The organism is Arthrobacter sp. NtRootA1 (genome assembly GCF_019976975.1).
In the GTDB taxonomy this organism is placed as follows: Bacteria; Actinomycetota; Actinomycetes; order Actinomycetales; family Micrococcaceae; genus Arthrobacter; species Arthrobacter aromaticivorans.
In genome coordinates this window covers 587,876-603,195 of record NZ_AP024630.1, presented here as the reverse complement: position 1 = coordinate 603,195, position 15,320 = coordinate 587,876, and the positions used below count along the sequence as shown (strand labels likewise).

The window sequence follows — 15,320 nt, the reverse complement described above, 5'->3', positions numbered from 1 at the left end:
GCAACCAAGGAGATTCAATGCGCTCGCGCTTCGTTCGGCCCCTCATAGCCGCGCTGGCCCTCGCTGGCCTGGCCGGCTGCTCGGGCACCCCCGCCCCGGGTGGGTCGAGCAGCGCTACCTCCGCGCCGTCGTCGTCCGTTAGTCCCAGTGACACGCCCTCCAAACCAACGCCAACCCAGGTGCCCACAACCCTCGGCCCCGAAGACACAACACCGGACCCCAGCCTCCCGGCGGTCAAGCCCACCCCGGGACAGGGAAACGCTGAACTCTCCATCACGGTGCTTGAGTCCGCCGACGCAGCACCGCAGCACTACACGCTCGTCTGCATCGATGGCGCCCCGGCAGCCGAAAGCAAACACCCCACCGCGGATGCGGCCTGCACTGCGCTGAAGAATAATCCTTCGCTGCTCAGCCACGCACCCATCAAGAGCGACCAAGAGTGCACGCAACAGTTCGGCGGCCCCCAAACGGCCAAGGTAACCGGCGCGGTTGACGGCATGGAAATTTCCGCTTCCTTCAGCCGCACTGACGGCTGCCAAATCGCCTTGTGGGACGCGGCCAGCGCCATCATCGGTTCCAGTGGTGGAGCAGCTTAGGCCGCAGCACCTCCCCCAAGAGCATTGGCTCGGGTTGGAGGCCGCCCATCATGCACGCGTCGCCCGGTACGCCGACCCCTATTTGGCCCGCCGGTCGGCAGGACAGAAACATCCCGTGGAGGACTTCCTCTTCACCTACTACACCCAGAAACCCGGCCAATTGCTTCGCTGGCATCCCGGCGACGGTGTGGTGTTAAGTGGCGGACGTGCCCTTGAGCGCGCCAACTGGAAGTTCTACCGCATGCTCGACGACGGCGACCTCGCCGCCGTCGGACTGCCGCCAGGTACCCCCGCGGTCACCTTTGACAGGGAGAGTTTCATGGCTCAACGCGCCGAGGCCGTCAGTTTCGCCGGCGTTATCCTCAACGGCACCGCGAAGCGCCCGGGTCAGTTCGGCTGCTTCGGCCTCCATGAGTGGGCAATGGTGTACCGGCAAGAGAAATTCGAGTTGCGGCACGAGTACTTGAAACTGCGGCTTGGCGCGGAGGGCACTGACGCCGTGGTGGAGCAGAACCGTATCCGCTGTTCCCACTTCGATGCGTTCCGCTTCTACACGCCGGACGCCGTCCCGCTGAACGAGCTCACGCCCACCCGTGAGAACCAGCGCACTATGGAGCAACCGGGCTGCCTGCACGCCAACATGGACCTGTACAAATGGGCCTACAAACTGACTCCGGCGCTGCCGAGCGAGTTGGTGATGGACTGCTTCGAACTGTCGTGGCGGATCCGGACAATGGACATGCAGGCTTCCCCTTACGACCTCGAAGAATGGGGCTACCCGCCCATCAGGATCGAGACACCGCAGGGCAAGGCCGAGTACGTTGAGTACCAGCGGGCTTTTGCGGCCGAATCCCAGACGCTGCGGGCCCGCGTGCTTCAGGCAATCCAACCGCTGCTTTAGAGGAGTCGGATCCCCGGGGACTCCTGCCGCCAGCACCGCCGCCACCAGCGAAAGGTAACCATGGTTTCTTCCGACAACAGCGAGTACGACGTCGACCTCACCGTCACGCTGACAGAGGCACCTGGCGCCGCGCCTACTGAGTTCCACCTGCGGTCCGCTAAGGGCATTCTGTCTCAGGAGCCGGGCTCGATCGACTCGAACCTGCCGGACGCCGCCGCGGCCCTTGCCGCCGTCGAGCAGTTCGGCGAGGAAGTATTCTTTCCGGAGCCGCGGCCGGACCGGATCTGTACCCAACAGTACGGGGGCCCGCAGGTGGCCCTTGTGACAGGTTGGTTCCGTGGGCGGAAGGTCCACAGCAAGCTCAGCCGGACCGATGGCTGCGAGATCGCGCGCTGGCGGGCCATGGCACCACTTCTGGGCGGCACAGGAAGATCCACGGGCGCGGTCTGACTTTGTGCGGACGGCTGACGCCCTTGAGATAGGGCGTCAGCCGTCCACAAATTCCACGAACGAGCTAGCTTGCGTTGTTGCTTTGCGTTGGCTCGTCTCCGCGGATCTTGTTGTTCTTCTTTTCCTTCTTCGGGTTTTCGTCATCCGGAACAACCGCGGCACCGCCAGGACTCACCACTACAGTGACGAAGCTGGGTTCGCTGGTGCCCTCGAACGTCAGGCGTCCAATGTAGGAGCCCGGCGTGAGGTTGGTCCAGTTCAACGAGATGGTGCCGGCCTTGCCGTTGGCGAGGCGGATCGGGTTGGGCGTCACCGTGGCGTTGCCCTCGTTGGCCCCCAGGACTGCGGCATCAACTGTTGCCTTGGTGGGCTGGTTGTTGGGGCTCGCGTAAAGGTTGGCGAAAACGTAGTAGTCGCCCGGCTCGGGATCGGGCACCGTGACGGATTCGCTGGCCGAGCCGGTCGCGGACGGGAGCTGCTGACCCGTCGGGGTCAGAACGAGCATGTCGAAGTCCGCTGCTTCGTCGGAGGATATGACCGAGAACTTGGCCAAGGCACTGTTCTCCCCCACCGTTACCTTCTTGACGAAGTTCGAGGCATTGGTCTCGCCGGCAAAGGGACCCGGAACCAATTCAATTGCTGAGGAATCCGCCTTGGACAGCCCATCAACCGTGACTCCCACCGGTGCGTTGGTGCCGGAGACGATGTTGATGGCTGCTGAGCCGTTGGGGCCTGTTCCCGTGAAGGCCATTGCCTTATCCGCGATGACAGATTGCGGACGGACGGCAATGGGCGAGGTGACTGTCTTGTTGGCACCCTGCCAGCTGAGTGAACCCATGGCGAACTCGCCCAGGGCTGCATTGTTGTTCTCGAACTGCACCTTGAACGTTTTCTTTTCACCCGCGGCGGCAAAGTTCAGCACGCTCGGGGTGACCTTGACGTTGACACCGGGAACGTTGACGGAGGCGCGGTAGAGGCCCGGTGTCAGGGCTGTAACTGTCCGTGTGACCTCGATCTTGCCGGCCAGGTTGCCCAGCGCAAACGAGGGGACGTTCATGTCCCGCGGCTGCGTGGTGCCAAGTCCTTCAATGCCGAGGTCCAGGCCCGTGCCCTGAACGAATTTGAGGTAGTCCTCGGTGGTGGCGTCGTAAACCAAACCTGGGCTGAGGACCTTTGCGGGGTCCACCTGGCCTGCGCCGGTGGCGAAGACGTCCTTGTTGACAGCGCCATTGGCCAGCTTCACGGGACCGGCGGTGGTCATCATGGCCGATTTCACGGTTGCCGGTGACCACAGTGGGTTCTTGCCCAGGATCAGGGCGCCGAAACCAGCTACGTGCGGAGAAGCCATGGACGTTCCTGAAAGGAATCCAAAGTTGTCTCCACCGGTTCCGATGGGCGAAACGCCAGCAAGGATAGCGACGCCAGGTGCTGATACGTCAGGCTTCAGAAGATCGGAATCTGTTGCCAGCAGTGGGCCGCGGGACGAGAATCCAGCGATCTGCGGCTGGGGCTCAGCGGGCAGTCCCGTGGTGTCGTGGTCCAGCAGGGATACGGTGATCGCCGGGTCGGCCGTCACCTTGTCCTTGATGGTCTGCGTGGCCGGAGGGTTCACATGGACAGTGGGAACAGCATGCTTGTCCGTGTCCAGCGACGATTCCGTCAGGTTCACGAGGATCATTCCGACGCCACCGCCTCGGAGGACCTCCGCGCTCTTGGCGGTGCGGTCAACCACGCCTCGGTCACACACAACAACCTTGCCGGTGACCTTGGCCGGATCCAGCGAGCCGGGAGCACACAGCGCTGCATTGCCTTCACCGCTTGCCGCGTTGGTGGAAAGCACGACGCCGGCCCCGCTCACCTCGTGGTTCATGATGCTCGCTCCGCGGAATTTGCTGCCATCGGAGAATTCAATGGTGCCTTGCAGTTCCTGCGAGAAAGAGGTCGCAGCCACAGTGGTCAACCAGGGCGCTCCGTGATTCACGGTACTGGGTGTTGGTCCGGAATTTCCGGCGGAGGTTGCCACGAAGATCCCGGCCGACGCAGCGGAAAGGAACGCCAGCGATACGGGATCGGTAGTGGATGTGGTGGAACCGGAGATGGAGTAGTTCAGCACATCAACGCCGTCCAGGATGGCCTGTTCAATGGCATCCACCGAAGCGGAGCCGTAGCAGCCGCCCGTCGTCGGATCTGTGTCTTCCCAACAGACCTTGTAGATGGAGAGCTTGGCGGCAGGAGCGATACCGCTGGTGATGCCGAAGCTGCGGCCGTCCACCACGGCGTCAACGTTGCCGTTACCCGCCGCTGTGCTTGCGGTGTGGGTGCCGTGGCTGTCCACGTCGACGGGCGAGATGACTTCCTCGGGGGCACGGTTTTCCGGGGGGACACTTCCCAGGAAGCCATCCGCGAAGTAGTGGGTGCTGAGGACCTTGGAGTTGCAGGCGCTGCCGTCATAGCTGGCGCCTGTGTCCGTGCCGGGCTGGCATTCGCCGATGAAGGTATCGCCGTCCGCCTTCAGCATCGCGATCTTGCCGTCAGCGGTCCGGTAAGGGACGCCCACCTGGGGGTCGCCGACCAGTGGGCCGACGGGATCGCCGGCGAAAAAGGGATTGGAGGGTGTGTATCCGGTGTCGATGACACCAACGACGGTGCCCTTGCCGGCGTTCTCCTGGCCTCCGTATTGCGTTGCCCAGGTGCCGTTGGGGCCGCTAAGTTTCAGGAAGTCAGTGGTGGAGTAGTCAGGTGCGTACTGTGTGTCCGGTGCGACCATCAGGACCTTGGGGTCCTTGGCCAGGCTGATGGCCTGGTCTGCCGTCAGGTTGGCGCTGAAGCCGTTAACGGCGGTGGTGAAGTCACGTTCAATGGTGACGTTTTCTTGCTGCGCGACTTCCTGCTGCGCCTGTTGCAGATGTTTCTGGTAATCCTTCACCTCCGCGCTGCCGGAATCGAGCTTCTTGCCCTCTTCCGGTTTGGTGGGCGCAAGACCCGGCGTACCGCCGTCGTATGTAGCCGCAGGCTTTTCTGCCAGGACAACCATGTAGCGGCCGTCCTTGTAGGCGCTGGGGTCAAGGTTCTTCTTGACCACGCCTGTCTGGTTCCCGGACTCCTTCTCCGGGGAGGGAGCTGCCTGGGCCGGCAACGCCACGGAAGAGAGCAGCAACGGCAAACCCACGGCGAGGGCCGCTGCCTTTCGAAGCCCCCCGCTTCTGACGAAGCTCTTTCCTTGTGATTTCACGAGTGATAGCACCTTTCACTGAGTGAGGCCCAGGCTCCATCGCCAAGGCCTGTCAACTGGAGATGGCTGCTTTTTTGACAGGTCCTGTCAAAACAAAGCAACCATCCGAGTCACAGAGTACAGAGTGAGAGGCAAATATGACATACAGCACAGTTTGTGAATTTTGTCGCGTCACTGCCGCAAATTCGCGTCACATGACGGCAAAACAGCGGACCGCAGGAAAGTTTCTGCGGTCCGCTGTTTTGCCCAAGCGCTGCGTCTAGCCCTTTGGCGTCACCTGCAGCCGATCAAAGGAGAGCTGCGTACCGTCCTTATCCAGGACCACAACATCGTCACGTCCATTCTTTACATCCGATGGAAGAATGAATTCCACGGTGTTATCCGTGGTGGGAAAGACCCATCCGAGTCGGTAACTGTCCTTGTTCAGATACACGTAGTACCACTGCCCGTATTCCAAGCCCTTCAAAGTCACTTTCTGGCCATTGCGATACTTCTCCCCCGTGCCCAGATCAAACGACGCCGTTTGGCCGTCGAAGTCCTGGACACTCAGCGCGGGCTCCGTGTCCGGCTTTGCGGGCTGGACGTTGAGGGCCAGCGCGGCGCCTTCGGCAGTGGCGGCCACTTCCTTGGTGCCGTTGTGCGCCGTCGCATCGAAAGTTACGGCGGCGAGGCTTCCGGCTGCGACGTCCCCGGCAGTAAGCACATGGACACGCGTGGCCGTCGCAGTGCCGCCAATGGGCAGGGCAGTTTCAGTGATTCCAGACCCCGTAGCCTCAAGCCCCGTCAGCGCCACATTGCCGGCGTTGCCCACGGTGTAGGTGTACGTCACAGGATCTCCTGCGCTGGCGAAGCGGTCACCGTCTGCGTCTTCCCAGACCGCGGAGACTGTTCCTTCAAGCTTCGGTTCGCGGATTTTCAAGTCCACCTCGCCGCCGTCGATCCCGTAGTTCCTTGTGCTCTGGCCCGCCGAGCCGACTTGCCAACTGGTGGTTGGAACGAAGAAGCCCTGGTCGACTTCCTCAGCGGTCACGGTGTGGCGCGGCGTGGCGCACTGGTAGCTCTGCCCGGCCAGCAGGGTGAGGTAACGGCAATTGCCGGGCCCCTCAGGGACGAAGGGGCTGAAGTTGCCGGCGGTGGGCACCACGTTTTCCACGAGCGGACCCGTGTTCTTGACTGTGAACGTGTAGGGGAAAAGGTCGCCTGCCGCGTAGGGCTGGGTTGCGAGGTCACGCCCGACGTCGGTACGCGCCCCGCTGATGTCCGCTGCCACCAGGCCGTCGCGCAGGGCCACCGCAGCGCCGGTGAACGGAACCGTTTTAGTGAGCGACGGCGTCGAGCTGGCTGTGATGGTGAAGCTCGCCTCGGGCACGAAGTAGCCGCGCTCGATGTCCGCGGCCGTCAGCACATGCTTGGGGGTAGTGCAGTTGTAGCTGGCGCCGGCGGCCAGGTTATTGAACCGGCAGTTGGGTGCAGTCGGTGGCAGAAAGCCCGAGTCGAAGCTCCCCGAAACAGGTACGGCGTTTGCCGTGACGTTGGACGTGCTCTTCACAGTGAAGGAATAGCTGAGGGCCTCCCCGGCCTGATACGGGCTGGTCACAACATCACGCGCAGGTGCAGAGCCTGTGATGGCGAGCCCCACTTGCGGGGCCACAGGGACCGTCGCCGTGAAGGTGAACTGCGAAACCCTGCCGTCCGCCGTCGTAAATGCTGCGTTAAGGTTCTGCGGACCGCTGGCGTTCGCCGGAGCGGTCAGCGCTACGTTGACAGTCACCGAGGCACCAGGCGCGACGTCGGGAACCGGCACCGTGGTGGCCGACCAGCCGCTCGGCGTGAAGACGGTGGCGTTGGCGCCGGAGATCGTGGTGGCGTCCTGGTTGGTGACCGTCACGGCGACTTGTTGGGTTGCACCGGGAGCGGTGGTGACGGCAGGGACGGAAAGCGGTGCGCAGACATAGTTCAGCCAGGCGTCGTCGAACTTCGCGAAGGGCATGTTGTCCGTGTAGTTGCCCTCGTAAAGGACGCCGAACTTGCCGTCCTCCGTACGGGTCACCGTGGAGTAGGCGGAGAAGCCGGAACGAATGGTTCGGACGCCCGGCCAGGTGGCGCCGTCGTCACACGATACCCGGGCCGAGACGTTCTCGCGGGCGGTCTTGGAATTTGCGTTGGTGAAGATCAGCTTCCTCGCGTCCGCCGAACCTTGGGCGGCGTTCGGGAACATCCGGGCAATGGCACCGTTGTTGGCCGGATCCGGCAGCTCCGTGTCCTGGGTGACCGGACCGTAAGTGGCACCACCATCCGTGGAGATTGCCACCTTGCGGTAGCCCTGGTTGGCGTTGTCGCGGGAGTTCAGCAGGACCCTGCCATCGGAGAGTTCAACGGTTTTGTTTTCGTCCATGCGGTCACCCACGTTGGCACCCTTGTGCCAGGTGACGCCATGATCGTCCGAGTAGACGCTGTAGGCCTGGATCTTATTGGTACCGTCGGCCTGGCGGACATCGCCCGCGTACTGCTGGATGAGTCGGCCCTTGTGCGGCCCGTATTTGAGCTGGATGCCTTCACCCGAAGAGGCGAAGTTGGAACGTACATCGCCCACCACAGGGTTGCTCTTGCTGGTCCCGGGCTTGGTGACATTGGTGATGAGCCGTGGCTGGCTCCACGTAACGCCGCCATCAGAGGACTCGATAACCGCCGAGGAGATCACGGTCCGGTCTGCGTCGTCGTTGCCGAACTGGCTGCCGCCGAAACCTTGGTCTTTGGAATAGACGAAGAAGGCGAAGACTTTGCCTGCCTCGGCGTCGTAAATGTATGAGGGGTCGCTGTAGCCGTACTTGGGGCCGCTGGCATCGGCGACGTGTCCGGCCGCAATGACCTGCACAGGGCCCCACGTCTGGCCGCCGTCTGTGCTGCGGCGCTGCACGATCGAGTTCGGGTTGGGAGCATCGGCGGCCGAGCCGGGACGGCCATCCCATGCAGCCAAGACCACATTGTTGCCCAAGTAGGTGAGTGCAGGAATCCGGTAGAAGAAGTTCGCGGCTGTGCGATCAGCGGCGAGATTTGCTTCGGCGAAACCGCCAGGGGCGGCTGTGGGGTTGTTCGGTGGAATCGGGGCGGCCGTGGCCGGAAGACCCAAGCTGGCCAGGAGGGCGAGGCTCAGGGCTCCAGTGGCTGCGATGCGTGCGAGCAATTTTGTGTCCTTTCGAAGCTGCGCCGAGATGGCTTTTCGCGCCAATGCTTGGCTCAAACATTGGCGCTATCTGCCATCTCGCGGTGTGCGGGGATCGATTCGATTCGGCGATATACCTCGTATTACGTGCCACGTCGAACGTCCTACAACCATATGGTGCTGGTCGTCACATTGCTAGGGATGAAGTCGGGGAAGCCTCGCGGCCCCATGTCGGGCTAACCTCGTGGACGTACTGGCATTACCTTCTAGCGATGGAGCTGCAGTGAAAATCCTTGTCCCCAACACCATCAGCCTGGATCTTTCCAACTCCGGCGAGGACGTGTTCGTTTACAAGGTGGATGAGCCCGTTCCGGACGAGCACGTTGACGCGGAGGTCCTGGTTGTCTGGCAGAACACCGGCGCCAACCTCGCGGACGCAGCCAAGCGGATGACCGCGCTCAAACTCGTTCAGACCCTTGCAGCCGGACCGGATTCCGTGCTGGCAGCGGGATTTGGAACCAACGTGTCTATCGCGTCAGGTCGCTCACTTCACGACGGTCCAGTGGCCGAGCACGCCTTGGCCTTGATCCTCGCTGCCGTCCGTCGGCTGGACGTACTGCACGACGCACAAAGGACCGCCACATGGGACCGCGCCTACAACGTGGCCCAGTCGGCTGCCGCCACGGAACAGCAGTACACGCTCGACGGCGCAAACGTCACCATTTGGGGGTTCGGCTCCATCGCGGGACGACTCGCTCCCCTGCTGGCAGCATTGGGCGCCAAGGTCACCGGCGTTGCGAACTCTGCCGGCGAGCGCTACGGATTCCCCGTGGTGGCAACCGAGAATCTTCCGGAAATCCTGCACACCACGGACGTCCTGGTCTCGATCCTGCCGGCCGTTCCGGAAACGGAGAACGCCCTGAACGCGGAGATCCTTGAGGCACTGCCCGATACCGCGGTGTTCATCAACGTGGGCCGCGGAGCCACCGTCGATGAGGATGCCCTCGTAGCCGCGCTGCACGAGGGTCGCCTCCGGGCGGCTGCATTGGACGTCACCAAGGAAGAGCCCCTGCCCGCAGACTCCAAGCTCTGGAGCTCCCCAAACCTGATCATCACTCCGCACGTGGCAGGCAACCGCCCCAAGGGCTCAGCACAATTGGTCCTGGCCAACATCTCGGCGCTCCGGGAAGGAAGCGACCTGACCAACCTCGTGGACCGCTGATCCCAACTGGGTCGCATTAGAGCGCGTTTAGAGCCGTCTAAACGCGCTCAGCTGCTACCTAGTTGGGTGAACGTGCGCGAAAAAGTGGGCCCGCCCACCAGGACGGACCCACTTTCGTGAAAGATAAGAGTCAGGCGTGCTCGTAGGTCAGGCAGTCGGCAGCCTCGCGGCCAGGGCCGACCCTGACGTCGTGGGCCTCGCACATGAGGTTGTTGTTGTGAACGCATTCGGACCGCTGGCAAGCACCCACGTGGGCAAGGACCTTGGGAAGGCCGCCCATTGCGTTGGTGTCGATGAATGTGGCGCAGGAAGCGTGGTCCTGCGATCCACCAATGGTGATTCCAAAAGCAGTGCATCCATCATGGTTGAAGCCGCAGCTGCCGACGCTACAGGCGGATACTTCGGCAATGTGTTCGGTCATTGTTCCTCCTGGTTGGATCCGGATTTAACGAAGGGCCTGAACCCCGCGTGTAGTCCCTAAAGTACGCCGCCTTGGCCGGATTTAACCCGAAGGAATAGCGCATTTGTGCGTGCGCTAATGCCGTTATTTGCCTGGTGTGCGGAGCGCGTCGCTGATCTTCGCGCGCGTTTCCTTATCCAACGGGGCTGTCATGTGGTGTTCCCTCGCCGCCTTGTCAGCCTTGATTTTCTGGATGACCATTCGTCCCAGACCCGCAAAAACAGCTGCGACTACGACGCCCAGCACCATCGACCTCGGTTTCTCCGCCATGCCACAATCCTAGTGACGGGCGCCACGCCCGGCGAGTGCCGCCGTCGGGCTTTCATTGCTCCCAATTTGGTGGCGATCGGCGGGGGGTCCTCGCGGAATCCGGCTGAATAGGGTATGCGCGCCCGTCCCGGTAAGATAGGTGTGCAAGCTCGCGGAGCGCCCCCACGCTGTAAGAAACTCAGTTGAACGGCGTGAGACGGCACCTCCGCGGCAGCCTTATTTAAGGTTCACCCAACTCACGCACAGGAGTTACCGGATGCCCCGGATCGTCGTTGACGTCATGCCCAAGCCCGAGATTCTGGACCCCCAGGGGAAAGCCATCGTGGGTGCACTGCCCCGCCTCGGCTTCAACAGCTTCAGCGCAGTCCGTCAGGGCAAGCGTTTCGAACTGACAGTCGACGGCGAGGTGACCGACGCTATCCTGGCCCAGGCCCGTGAGGCCGCAGAGACCCTCCTGTCCAACCCGGTGATCGAGGATGTTGTCAACGTCGAGGTCGTCGAGGCCTGATATGACATCGATCCCCCTGATTGGCGAGGCCGTGGCCGTCGCCGCTGAGCCCCGCTTGGCCGGTGCCAAGATCGGCGTCGTGACCTTCCCCGGCACCCTCGACGACCGCGACGCCGCCCGTGCAGTGCGGCTTGCAGGCGCCACGGCGGTGCCTCTCTGGCACGCAGACACCGAACTCGGAGATGTTGATGCAGTCATCATCCCCGGTGGTTTCTCTTACGGTGACTACCTCCGTGCCGGCGCTATTTCGCGTTTCGCCCCGCTGATGACCAAGATTATCGACGCAGCCAACTCTGACGCGAAGCTCCCGGTTTTGGGTATTTGCAATGGTTTCCAGATCCTGACCGAGTCGCACCTGCTGCCCGGTTCCATGATCAAGAACGACCACCTGAAGTTCATCTGCCGGGACCAGACGCTGCGCGTGGAGAACGCCAACACAGCCTGGACCCTGGACTACGCAGACGGCCAGGAAATCGTTGTGCCGCTGAAGAACCAGGACGGCCAGTACATCGCTGACGAGAAGACCCTGGATGCCCTTGAGGCTGAGGGCCGCGTGGTGTTCCGCTACGTAGGCTTCAACCCGAACGGCTCCCGCCGCGACATCGCAGGCATCTCCAACGCCGCCGGCAACGTGGTTGGGCTCATGCCCCACCCCGAGCACGCGGTTGAGGTCGGTTTCGGACCTGAGTCCCTCGATGGAATCGGTGGCTCCGACACCGACGGCCTGGGCTTCTTCACCTCCGTTTTGAACAAGATTGTGGGAGGCGACAAGTGACCACGGAAACCACCAAGAAGTTCAACATCGATACTGTTGAGCACGCTGCCAAGACCCCGGACACGGAACTCCCGTGGGCTGAGCTGGGCCTGAAGCAGAACGAATTCGACGAGATCGTCAAGGTCCTGGGCCGCCGCCCCACCGGCGCCGAGCTCGCCATGTACTCCGTTATGTGGAGCGAGCACTGCTCCTACAAGTCCTCCAAGAACCACCTCCGCCAGTTCGGCGAGAAGGTCACCGAGGAAATGAAGAAGGACATGCTGGTGGGCATCGGCGAGAACGCCGGCGTCACCAACCTTGGCGACGGCTGGGCCGTGACGTTCAAGATCGAGTCCCACAACTCGCCGTCGTTCGTTGAGCCGTACCAGGGTGCCGCTACCGGCATCGGTGGCATCGTCCGCGACATCATCTCCATGGGCGCACGCCCGGTTGCCGTCATGGACCCGCTGCGCTTCGGCGCGATCGACCACCCGGACACCGCACGCGTCATGCACGGTGCCGTTGCCGGCATTGGTGGCTACGGCAACTGCCTCGGCCTGCCGAACATCGGCGGCGAGATGGTCTTCGACTCCGTCTACCAGGGCAACCCGCTGGTGAACGCACTCGCTGTAGGCGTCATGCGCCACGAGGACATCCGCCTGGCCAACGCCTCCGGCAAGGGCAACAAGGTTGTCCTCTTCGGCGCCCGCACCGGTGGCGACGGCATCGGCGGCGCTTCGGTGCTGGCCTCGGAGTCCTTCGACGACACCAAGCCTTCCAAGCGCCCCGCCGTCCAGGTGGGCGACCCCTTCGCTGAGAAGGTCCTCATTGAGTGCTGCCTCGAGCTCTTCAAGGGCTCGCTGGTTGAAGGCATCCAGGACCTCGGCGCTGCTGGTATTTCCTGTGCCACGTCCGAGCTCGCCTCCAACGGCGACGGCGGCATGGAGGTCGAACTGACCTCTGTCCTGTTGCGCGACCCCACGCTGACCCCGGGCGAGATCCTCATGTCCGAGTCGCAGGAACGCATGATGGCCGTGGTCACCCCCGAGAACATCGAAGCTTTCGAAGCTGTGATGGACAAGTGGGCCGTGGAGTACTCCTGGTTGGGTGAGGTCACCGATACCGGTCGCCTCATCATCACCTGGGAAGGCGAAGTAATCGTCGACGTCGACCCCCGCACCGTTGCGCACGACGGCCCGGTCTACGACCGCCCGTTCGCACGCCCGGAATGGCAGGACTCGGTCCAGGCGAACTCCTTCACCGGTTCCGTCGAGGATGCCGGCCGTCCTTCCGCTCCGTCGGAGCTGGCTGCAGCCGTTACTGAACTGGTCGCTTCGCCGAACATGTGCAGCAAGGACTGGATCACCAACCAGTACGACCGCTACGTGGGCGGCAACACTGCCATGGCCTTCCCGGATGATGCCGGCGTGGTCCGCGTTGACGAGGAAACCGGCCTGGGCGTTGCCTTGGCTACCGATGCCAACGGCCGCTACACCTACCTTGAGCCGTACCAGGGAGCCCAGCTCGCGTTGGCCGAGGCTTACCGCAATGTGGCCACCTCCGGTGCTGTTCCGATGGCCGTCAGCGACTGCCTGAACTTCGGTTCCCCTGAGGACCCGGACGTCATGTGGCAGCTGGCCGAAGCCATCCGTGGCCTCTCGGACGCTTGCATGGAACTCGGCATTCCCGTCACCGGCGGCAACGTCTCCCTGTACAACCAGACCGGCACCACGCCGATCCACCCCTCCCCTGTGGTGGCAGTCCTGGGCAAGCTCGACGACGTCGCCCGCCGTACGCCGTCGGGGTGGCGCGAGGATGGCCAGGCAATCTACCTGCTGGGCACCACCGCAGCAGAACTGGACGGTTCGGAATGGTCCAACCTGCGTGGACACCTCGGTGGCCTGCCGCCGAAGGTCGACCTCGCAGCTGAGCGCCAGCTTGGTGAGATCCTCATCAACGCTTCCCGCGACGGCATGGTTGACGCCGCACACGACCTCTCCGAGGGTGGCCTTGCGGCCGCACTGGTGGAGTCGTCACTGCGCTACGGCGTTGGCGCCCGGATCGCCCTCGAGGAACTCCTGGAGCGCGACGGCGTGGACCTGTTCACCGCACTGTTCTCCGAGTCCCAGGCGCGTGCAATCGTCTCGGTGCCGCGCTCCGAGGAAGTCCGCTTCAAGGACATGTGCACCGCCCGCGGCTTCGCCCACCTCCGGATCGGCGTCGTTGATGCTGCCAGCGCGAAGCTGGAGATCAACGGCGTGGACGAGCTGTCCTTGGACGCTCTCCGCGAAGCACACGAGGCCACCCTGCCGAAGTACTTCGGCTAAGCCTCCCGCCGCTAAGCAACGCGGGGTCACTTACGGCCCATAAATCCCCTCGGGATGGGCCGTAAGTGACTGTGAGGATTGGGGTGGCTGGTCTGGGACTGGCTGGCAGAGTGGTAGTAGTCGTTCTGCCTCGCGGGTGTGACTCTGTAAGTGACTGGCCCTGTAGAGGGTGCCTTTGAGTGGGATCTGTCCGTCCGCGGGGTGGAGCGGCCGGTACCGCCCGGCCCACCTCGGTAACTTGATCAGAAGGTTGTCCGCCCTCAGGCGTGACTCGTCACAGTGTTGTTCCGAAGTGACCTCTACCCGGGACCGGTACCGGCCGTTTTACGGCCCTGACCACATCCGCGAATAGAGGAAGACGCCAGAACCGCCATGACTATCGTCGCGCATTCCCGTCCTTTTGTCGTCGGCGTCGACACGCACGCCAAAAACCATGTCTACGCCATCATCACCGCAGGCACCGGTGAATTGATTGCCACCCGGGCCTTCCCGACCACCGGGGCAGGCATCAACCGTGCCATCGCCTGGGTCGCGCGCCACACCGGCGCTGACCTGGCTGCCTTATGGGTCGTTGAAGGAGCCGCGTCCTACGGCGCCCTGTTGGCCGGCGCGGTCGGCGCCGCCGGCTACGAGGTCGCCGAAGCCGCGCGCATGGATGCACGTCAGGGAACCGGTAAATCCGATCCGCTCGACGCGCACCGGATCGCCGCAGCCGTTCTGCCCTTGGATGAGCAGCAGCTGCGCCAGCCACGGCTGAACGAAGGGGTCCGCGCCGCCTTGCGGGTCCTGGTCTGCGCACGGGAAGCCATGACCACCGACCGTACCCGGGCGGTCAACGCCTTGACCGCCCTCCTGCGCGTAAACGACCTCGGCCTGGATGCCCGCAAACCCCTGACCGGAGCACAGATCGCCGAGGCGTCCCGGTGGCGTTCCCGGGAGGAACCACTGGCACTGACCGTCGCCCGGTCCGAAGGGGTCCGGCTAGCCAAACGCATCAGCGAGCTCGACGCGGACATCAAAACCAACAACCGCCAAATCACAGAACTGGTCCAAATAAGCGAAGCCGCCCCGCTCCTGCAGGAACCAGGCTTCGGTCCCGTCACTGCCGCCATCTGCCTTACCGCCTGGTCCCACCACGGACGGATCCGCTCAGAAGCAGCCTTCGCGTCCCTAGCCGGGGTCAACCCGATTCCGGCGTCCTCCGGCAACACCGTCCGGCACAGACTCAACCGCGGCGGCGACAGAACCCTGAACAAAGCCCTGCACATGGTCGCCCTGAGCAGAATGACCTTCGACCCGGCCACCATCGGATACGTCCACAAACGACAAGCCGAAGGACGAACCAAAAAGGAGATCCGCCGGTGCGTGAAACGCTATCTCGCCCGACGGACCTACCGAACCCTTAACGCCACAAACACGGACCCACGCCACCCTTGA

The 15,320-nt window shown here is 63.2% G+C and carries 12 protein-coding genes; 8 read left to right on the top strand and 4 right to left on the bottom strand.

All coding sequences use genetic code 11. The features are described 5' to 3' along the window. Window positions 1–17: 17 nt before the first annotated feature. From LDN90_RS02955 to LDN90_RS02945, 3 genes are read left to right on the top strand one after another with little or no spacing between them, the layout of a single operon-like run. Window positions 18–596, top strand: a complete 579-nt coding sequence (locus LDN90_RS02955; protein ID WP_223947859.1) for an SSI family serine proteinase inhibitor — start codon at window positions 18–20, stop codon at window positions 594–596. After that, window positions 583–1,497 (top strand): 3-methyladenine DNA glycosylase, encoded by a 915-nt coding sequence (locus tag LDN90_RS02950; protein ID WP_223949222.1) that lies wholly within the window; start codon window positions 583–585, stop codon window positions 1,495–1,497. Before LDN90_RS02955 ends, LDN90_RS02950 begins: the two co-directional genes overlap by 14 nt. A gap of 60 nt (window positions 1,498–1,557) precedes the next feature. Further along, on the top strand, window positions 1,558–1,947 hold the full coding sequence (locus LDN90_RS02945; protein ID WP_223947858.1) for a serine protease inhibitor: 390 nt from the start codon (window positions 1,558–1,560) through the stop codon (window positions 1,945–1,947). Window positions 1,948–2,011: 64 nt separating this feature from the next. Here the strand turns inward: LDN90_RS02945 and LDN90_RS02940 are convergent, their stop codons facing one another. Then, window positions 2,012–5,179, bottom strand: coding sequence for a S8 family serine peptidase (locus tag LDN90_RS02940; RefSeq protein WP_223947857.1), 3,168 nt, complete (start codon window positions 5,177–5,179; stop codon window positions 2,012–2,014). A gap of 259 nt (window positions 5,180–5,438) precedes the next feature. Beyond that, window positions 5,439–8,363 carry an exo-alpha-sialidase gene (locus LDN90_RS02935; protein ID WP_346347001.1) on the bottom strand — a complete coding sequence of 975 codons (2,925 nt, stop codon included), beginning with the start codon at window positions 8,361–8,363 and terminating at the stop codon, window positions 5,439–5,441. Window positions 8,364–8,625: 262 nt separating this feature from the next. Here LDN90_RS02935 and LDN90_RS02930 point away from each other — a divergent pair, with 262 nt between their 5' ends. Then, the gene (locus LDN90_RS02930; protein ID WP_223947856.1) at window positions 8,626–9,564 is read left to right on the top strand and encodes an NAD(P)-dependent oxidoreductase; all 939 of its coding nucleotides are present in this window, start codon (window positions 8,626–8,628) and stop codon (window positions 9,562–9,564) included. A 130-nt stretch (window positions 9,565–9,694) separates the two neighbouring features. On the opposite strand, the gene LDN90_RS02925 is transcribed toward LDN90_RS02930, so the two are convergent. Together LDN90_RS02925 and LDN90_RS02920 are read right to left on the bottom strand one after the other, a co-directional pair. Beyond that, window positions 9,695–9,985 (bottom strand): DUF1540 domain-containing protein, encoded by a 291-nt coding sequence (locus tag LDN90_RS02925; RefSeq protein ID WP_144650113.1) that lies wholly within the window; start codon window positions 9,983–9,985, stop codon window positions 9,695–9,697. A 123-nt stretch (window positions 9,986–10,108) separates the two neighbouring features. Further along, window positions 10,109–10,294, bottom strand: a complete 186-nt coding sequence (locus LDN90_RS02920) for a hypothetical protein (RefSeq protein ID WP_216921986.1) — start codon at window positions 10,292–10,294, stop codon at window positions 10,109–10,111. Window positions 10,295–10,550: 256 nt separating this feature from the next. Between LDN90_RS02920 and purS the strand changes: the two genes are divergently transcribed. From purS to LDN90_RS02900, 4 genes are all read left to right on the top strand, one after another. After that, complete coding sequence (purS, locus tag LDN90_RS02915) at window positions 10,551–10,802, top strand: phosphoribosylformylglycinamidine synthase subunit PurS (RefSeq protein ID WP_011773385.1); 252 nt, start codon at window positions 10,551–10,553, stop codon at window positions 10,800–10,802. A gap of 1 nt (window position 10,803) precedes the next feature. Next, window positions 10,804–11,577 (top strand): phosphoribosylformylglycinamidine synthase subunit PurQ, encoded by a 774-nt coding sequence (purQ, locus tag LDN90_RS02910; RefSeq protein ID WP_223947855.1) that lies wholly within the window; start codon window positions 10,804–10,806, stop codon window positions 11,575–11,577. Beyond that, a complete protein-coding gene (purL, locus tag LDN90_RS02905; RefSeq protein ID WP_223947854.1) occupies window positions 11,574–13,883 on the top strand; it encodes a phosphoribosylformylglycinamidine synthase subunit PurL in 2,310 nt (769 codons plus the stop codon). Before purQ ends, purL begins: the two co-directional genes overlap by 4 nt. 372 nt (window positions 13,884–14,255) lie before the next feature. Next, on the top strand, window positions 14,256–15,320 hold the full coding sequence (locus LDN90_RS02900) for an IS110 family transposase (protein WP_216927813.1): 1,065 nt from the start codon (window positions 14,256–14,258) through the stop codon (window positions 15,318–15,320).

Bases quoted from the DNA above. Each gene is read 5' to 3' on its own strand.
- LDN90_RS02955 (WP_223947859.1), top strand. From the start codon at position 18: ATGCGCTCGCGCTTCGTTCGGCCCCTCATAGCCGCGCTGGCCCTCGCT.
- LDN90_RS02945 (WP_223947858.1), top strand. From the start codon at position 1,558: ATGGTTTCTTCCGACAACAGCGAGTACGACGTCGACCTCACCGTCACG.
- LDN90_RS02925 (WP_144650113.1), bottom strand. From the start codon at position 9,985: ATGACCGAACACATTGCCGAAGTATCCGCCTGTAGCGTCGGCAGCTGC.
- LDN90_RS02920 (WP_216921986.1), bottom strand. From the start codon at position 10,294: ATGGCGGAGAAACCGAGGTCGATGGTGCTGGGCGTCGTAGTCGCAGCT.
- purS (WP_011773385.1), top strand. From the start codon at position 10,551: ATGCCCCGGATCGTCGTTGACGTCATGCCCAAGCCCGAGATTCTGGAC.
- purQ (WP_223947855.1), top strand. From the start codon at position 10,804: ATGACATCGATCCCCCTGATTGGCGAGGCCGTGGCCGTCGCCGCTGAG.
- LDN90_RS02900 (WP_216927813.1), top strand. From the start codon at position 14,256: ATGACTATCGTCGCGCATTCCCGTCCTTTTGTCGTCGGCGTCGACACG.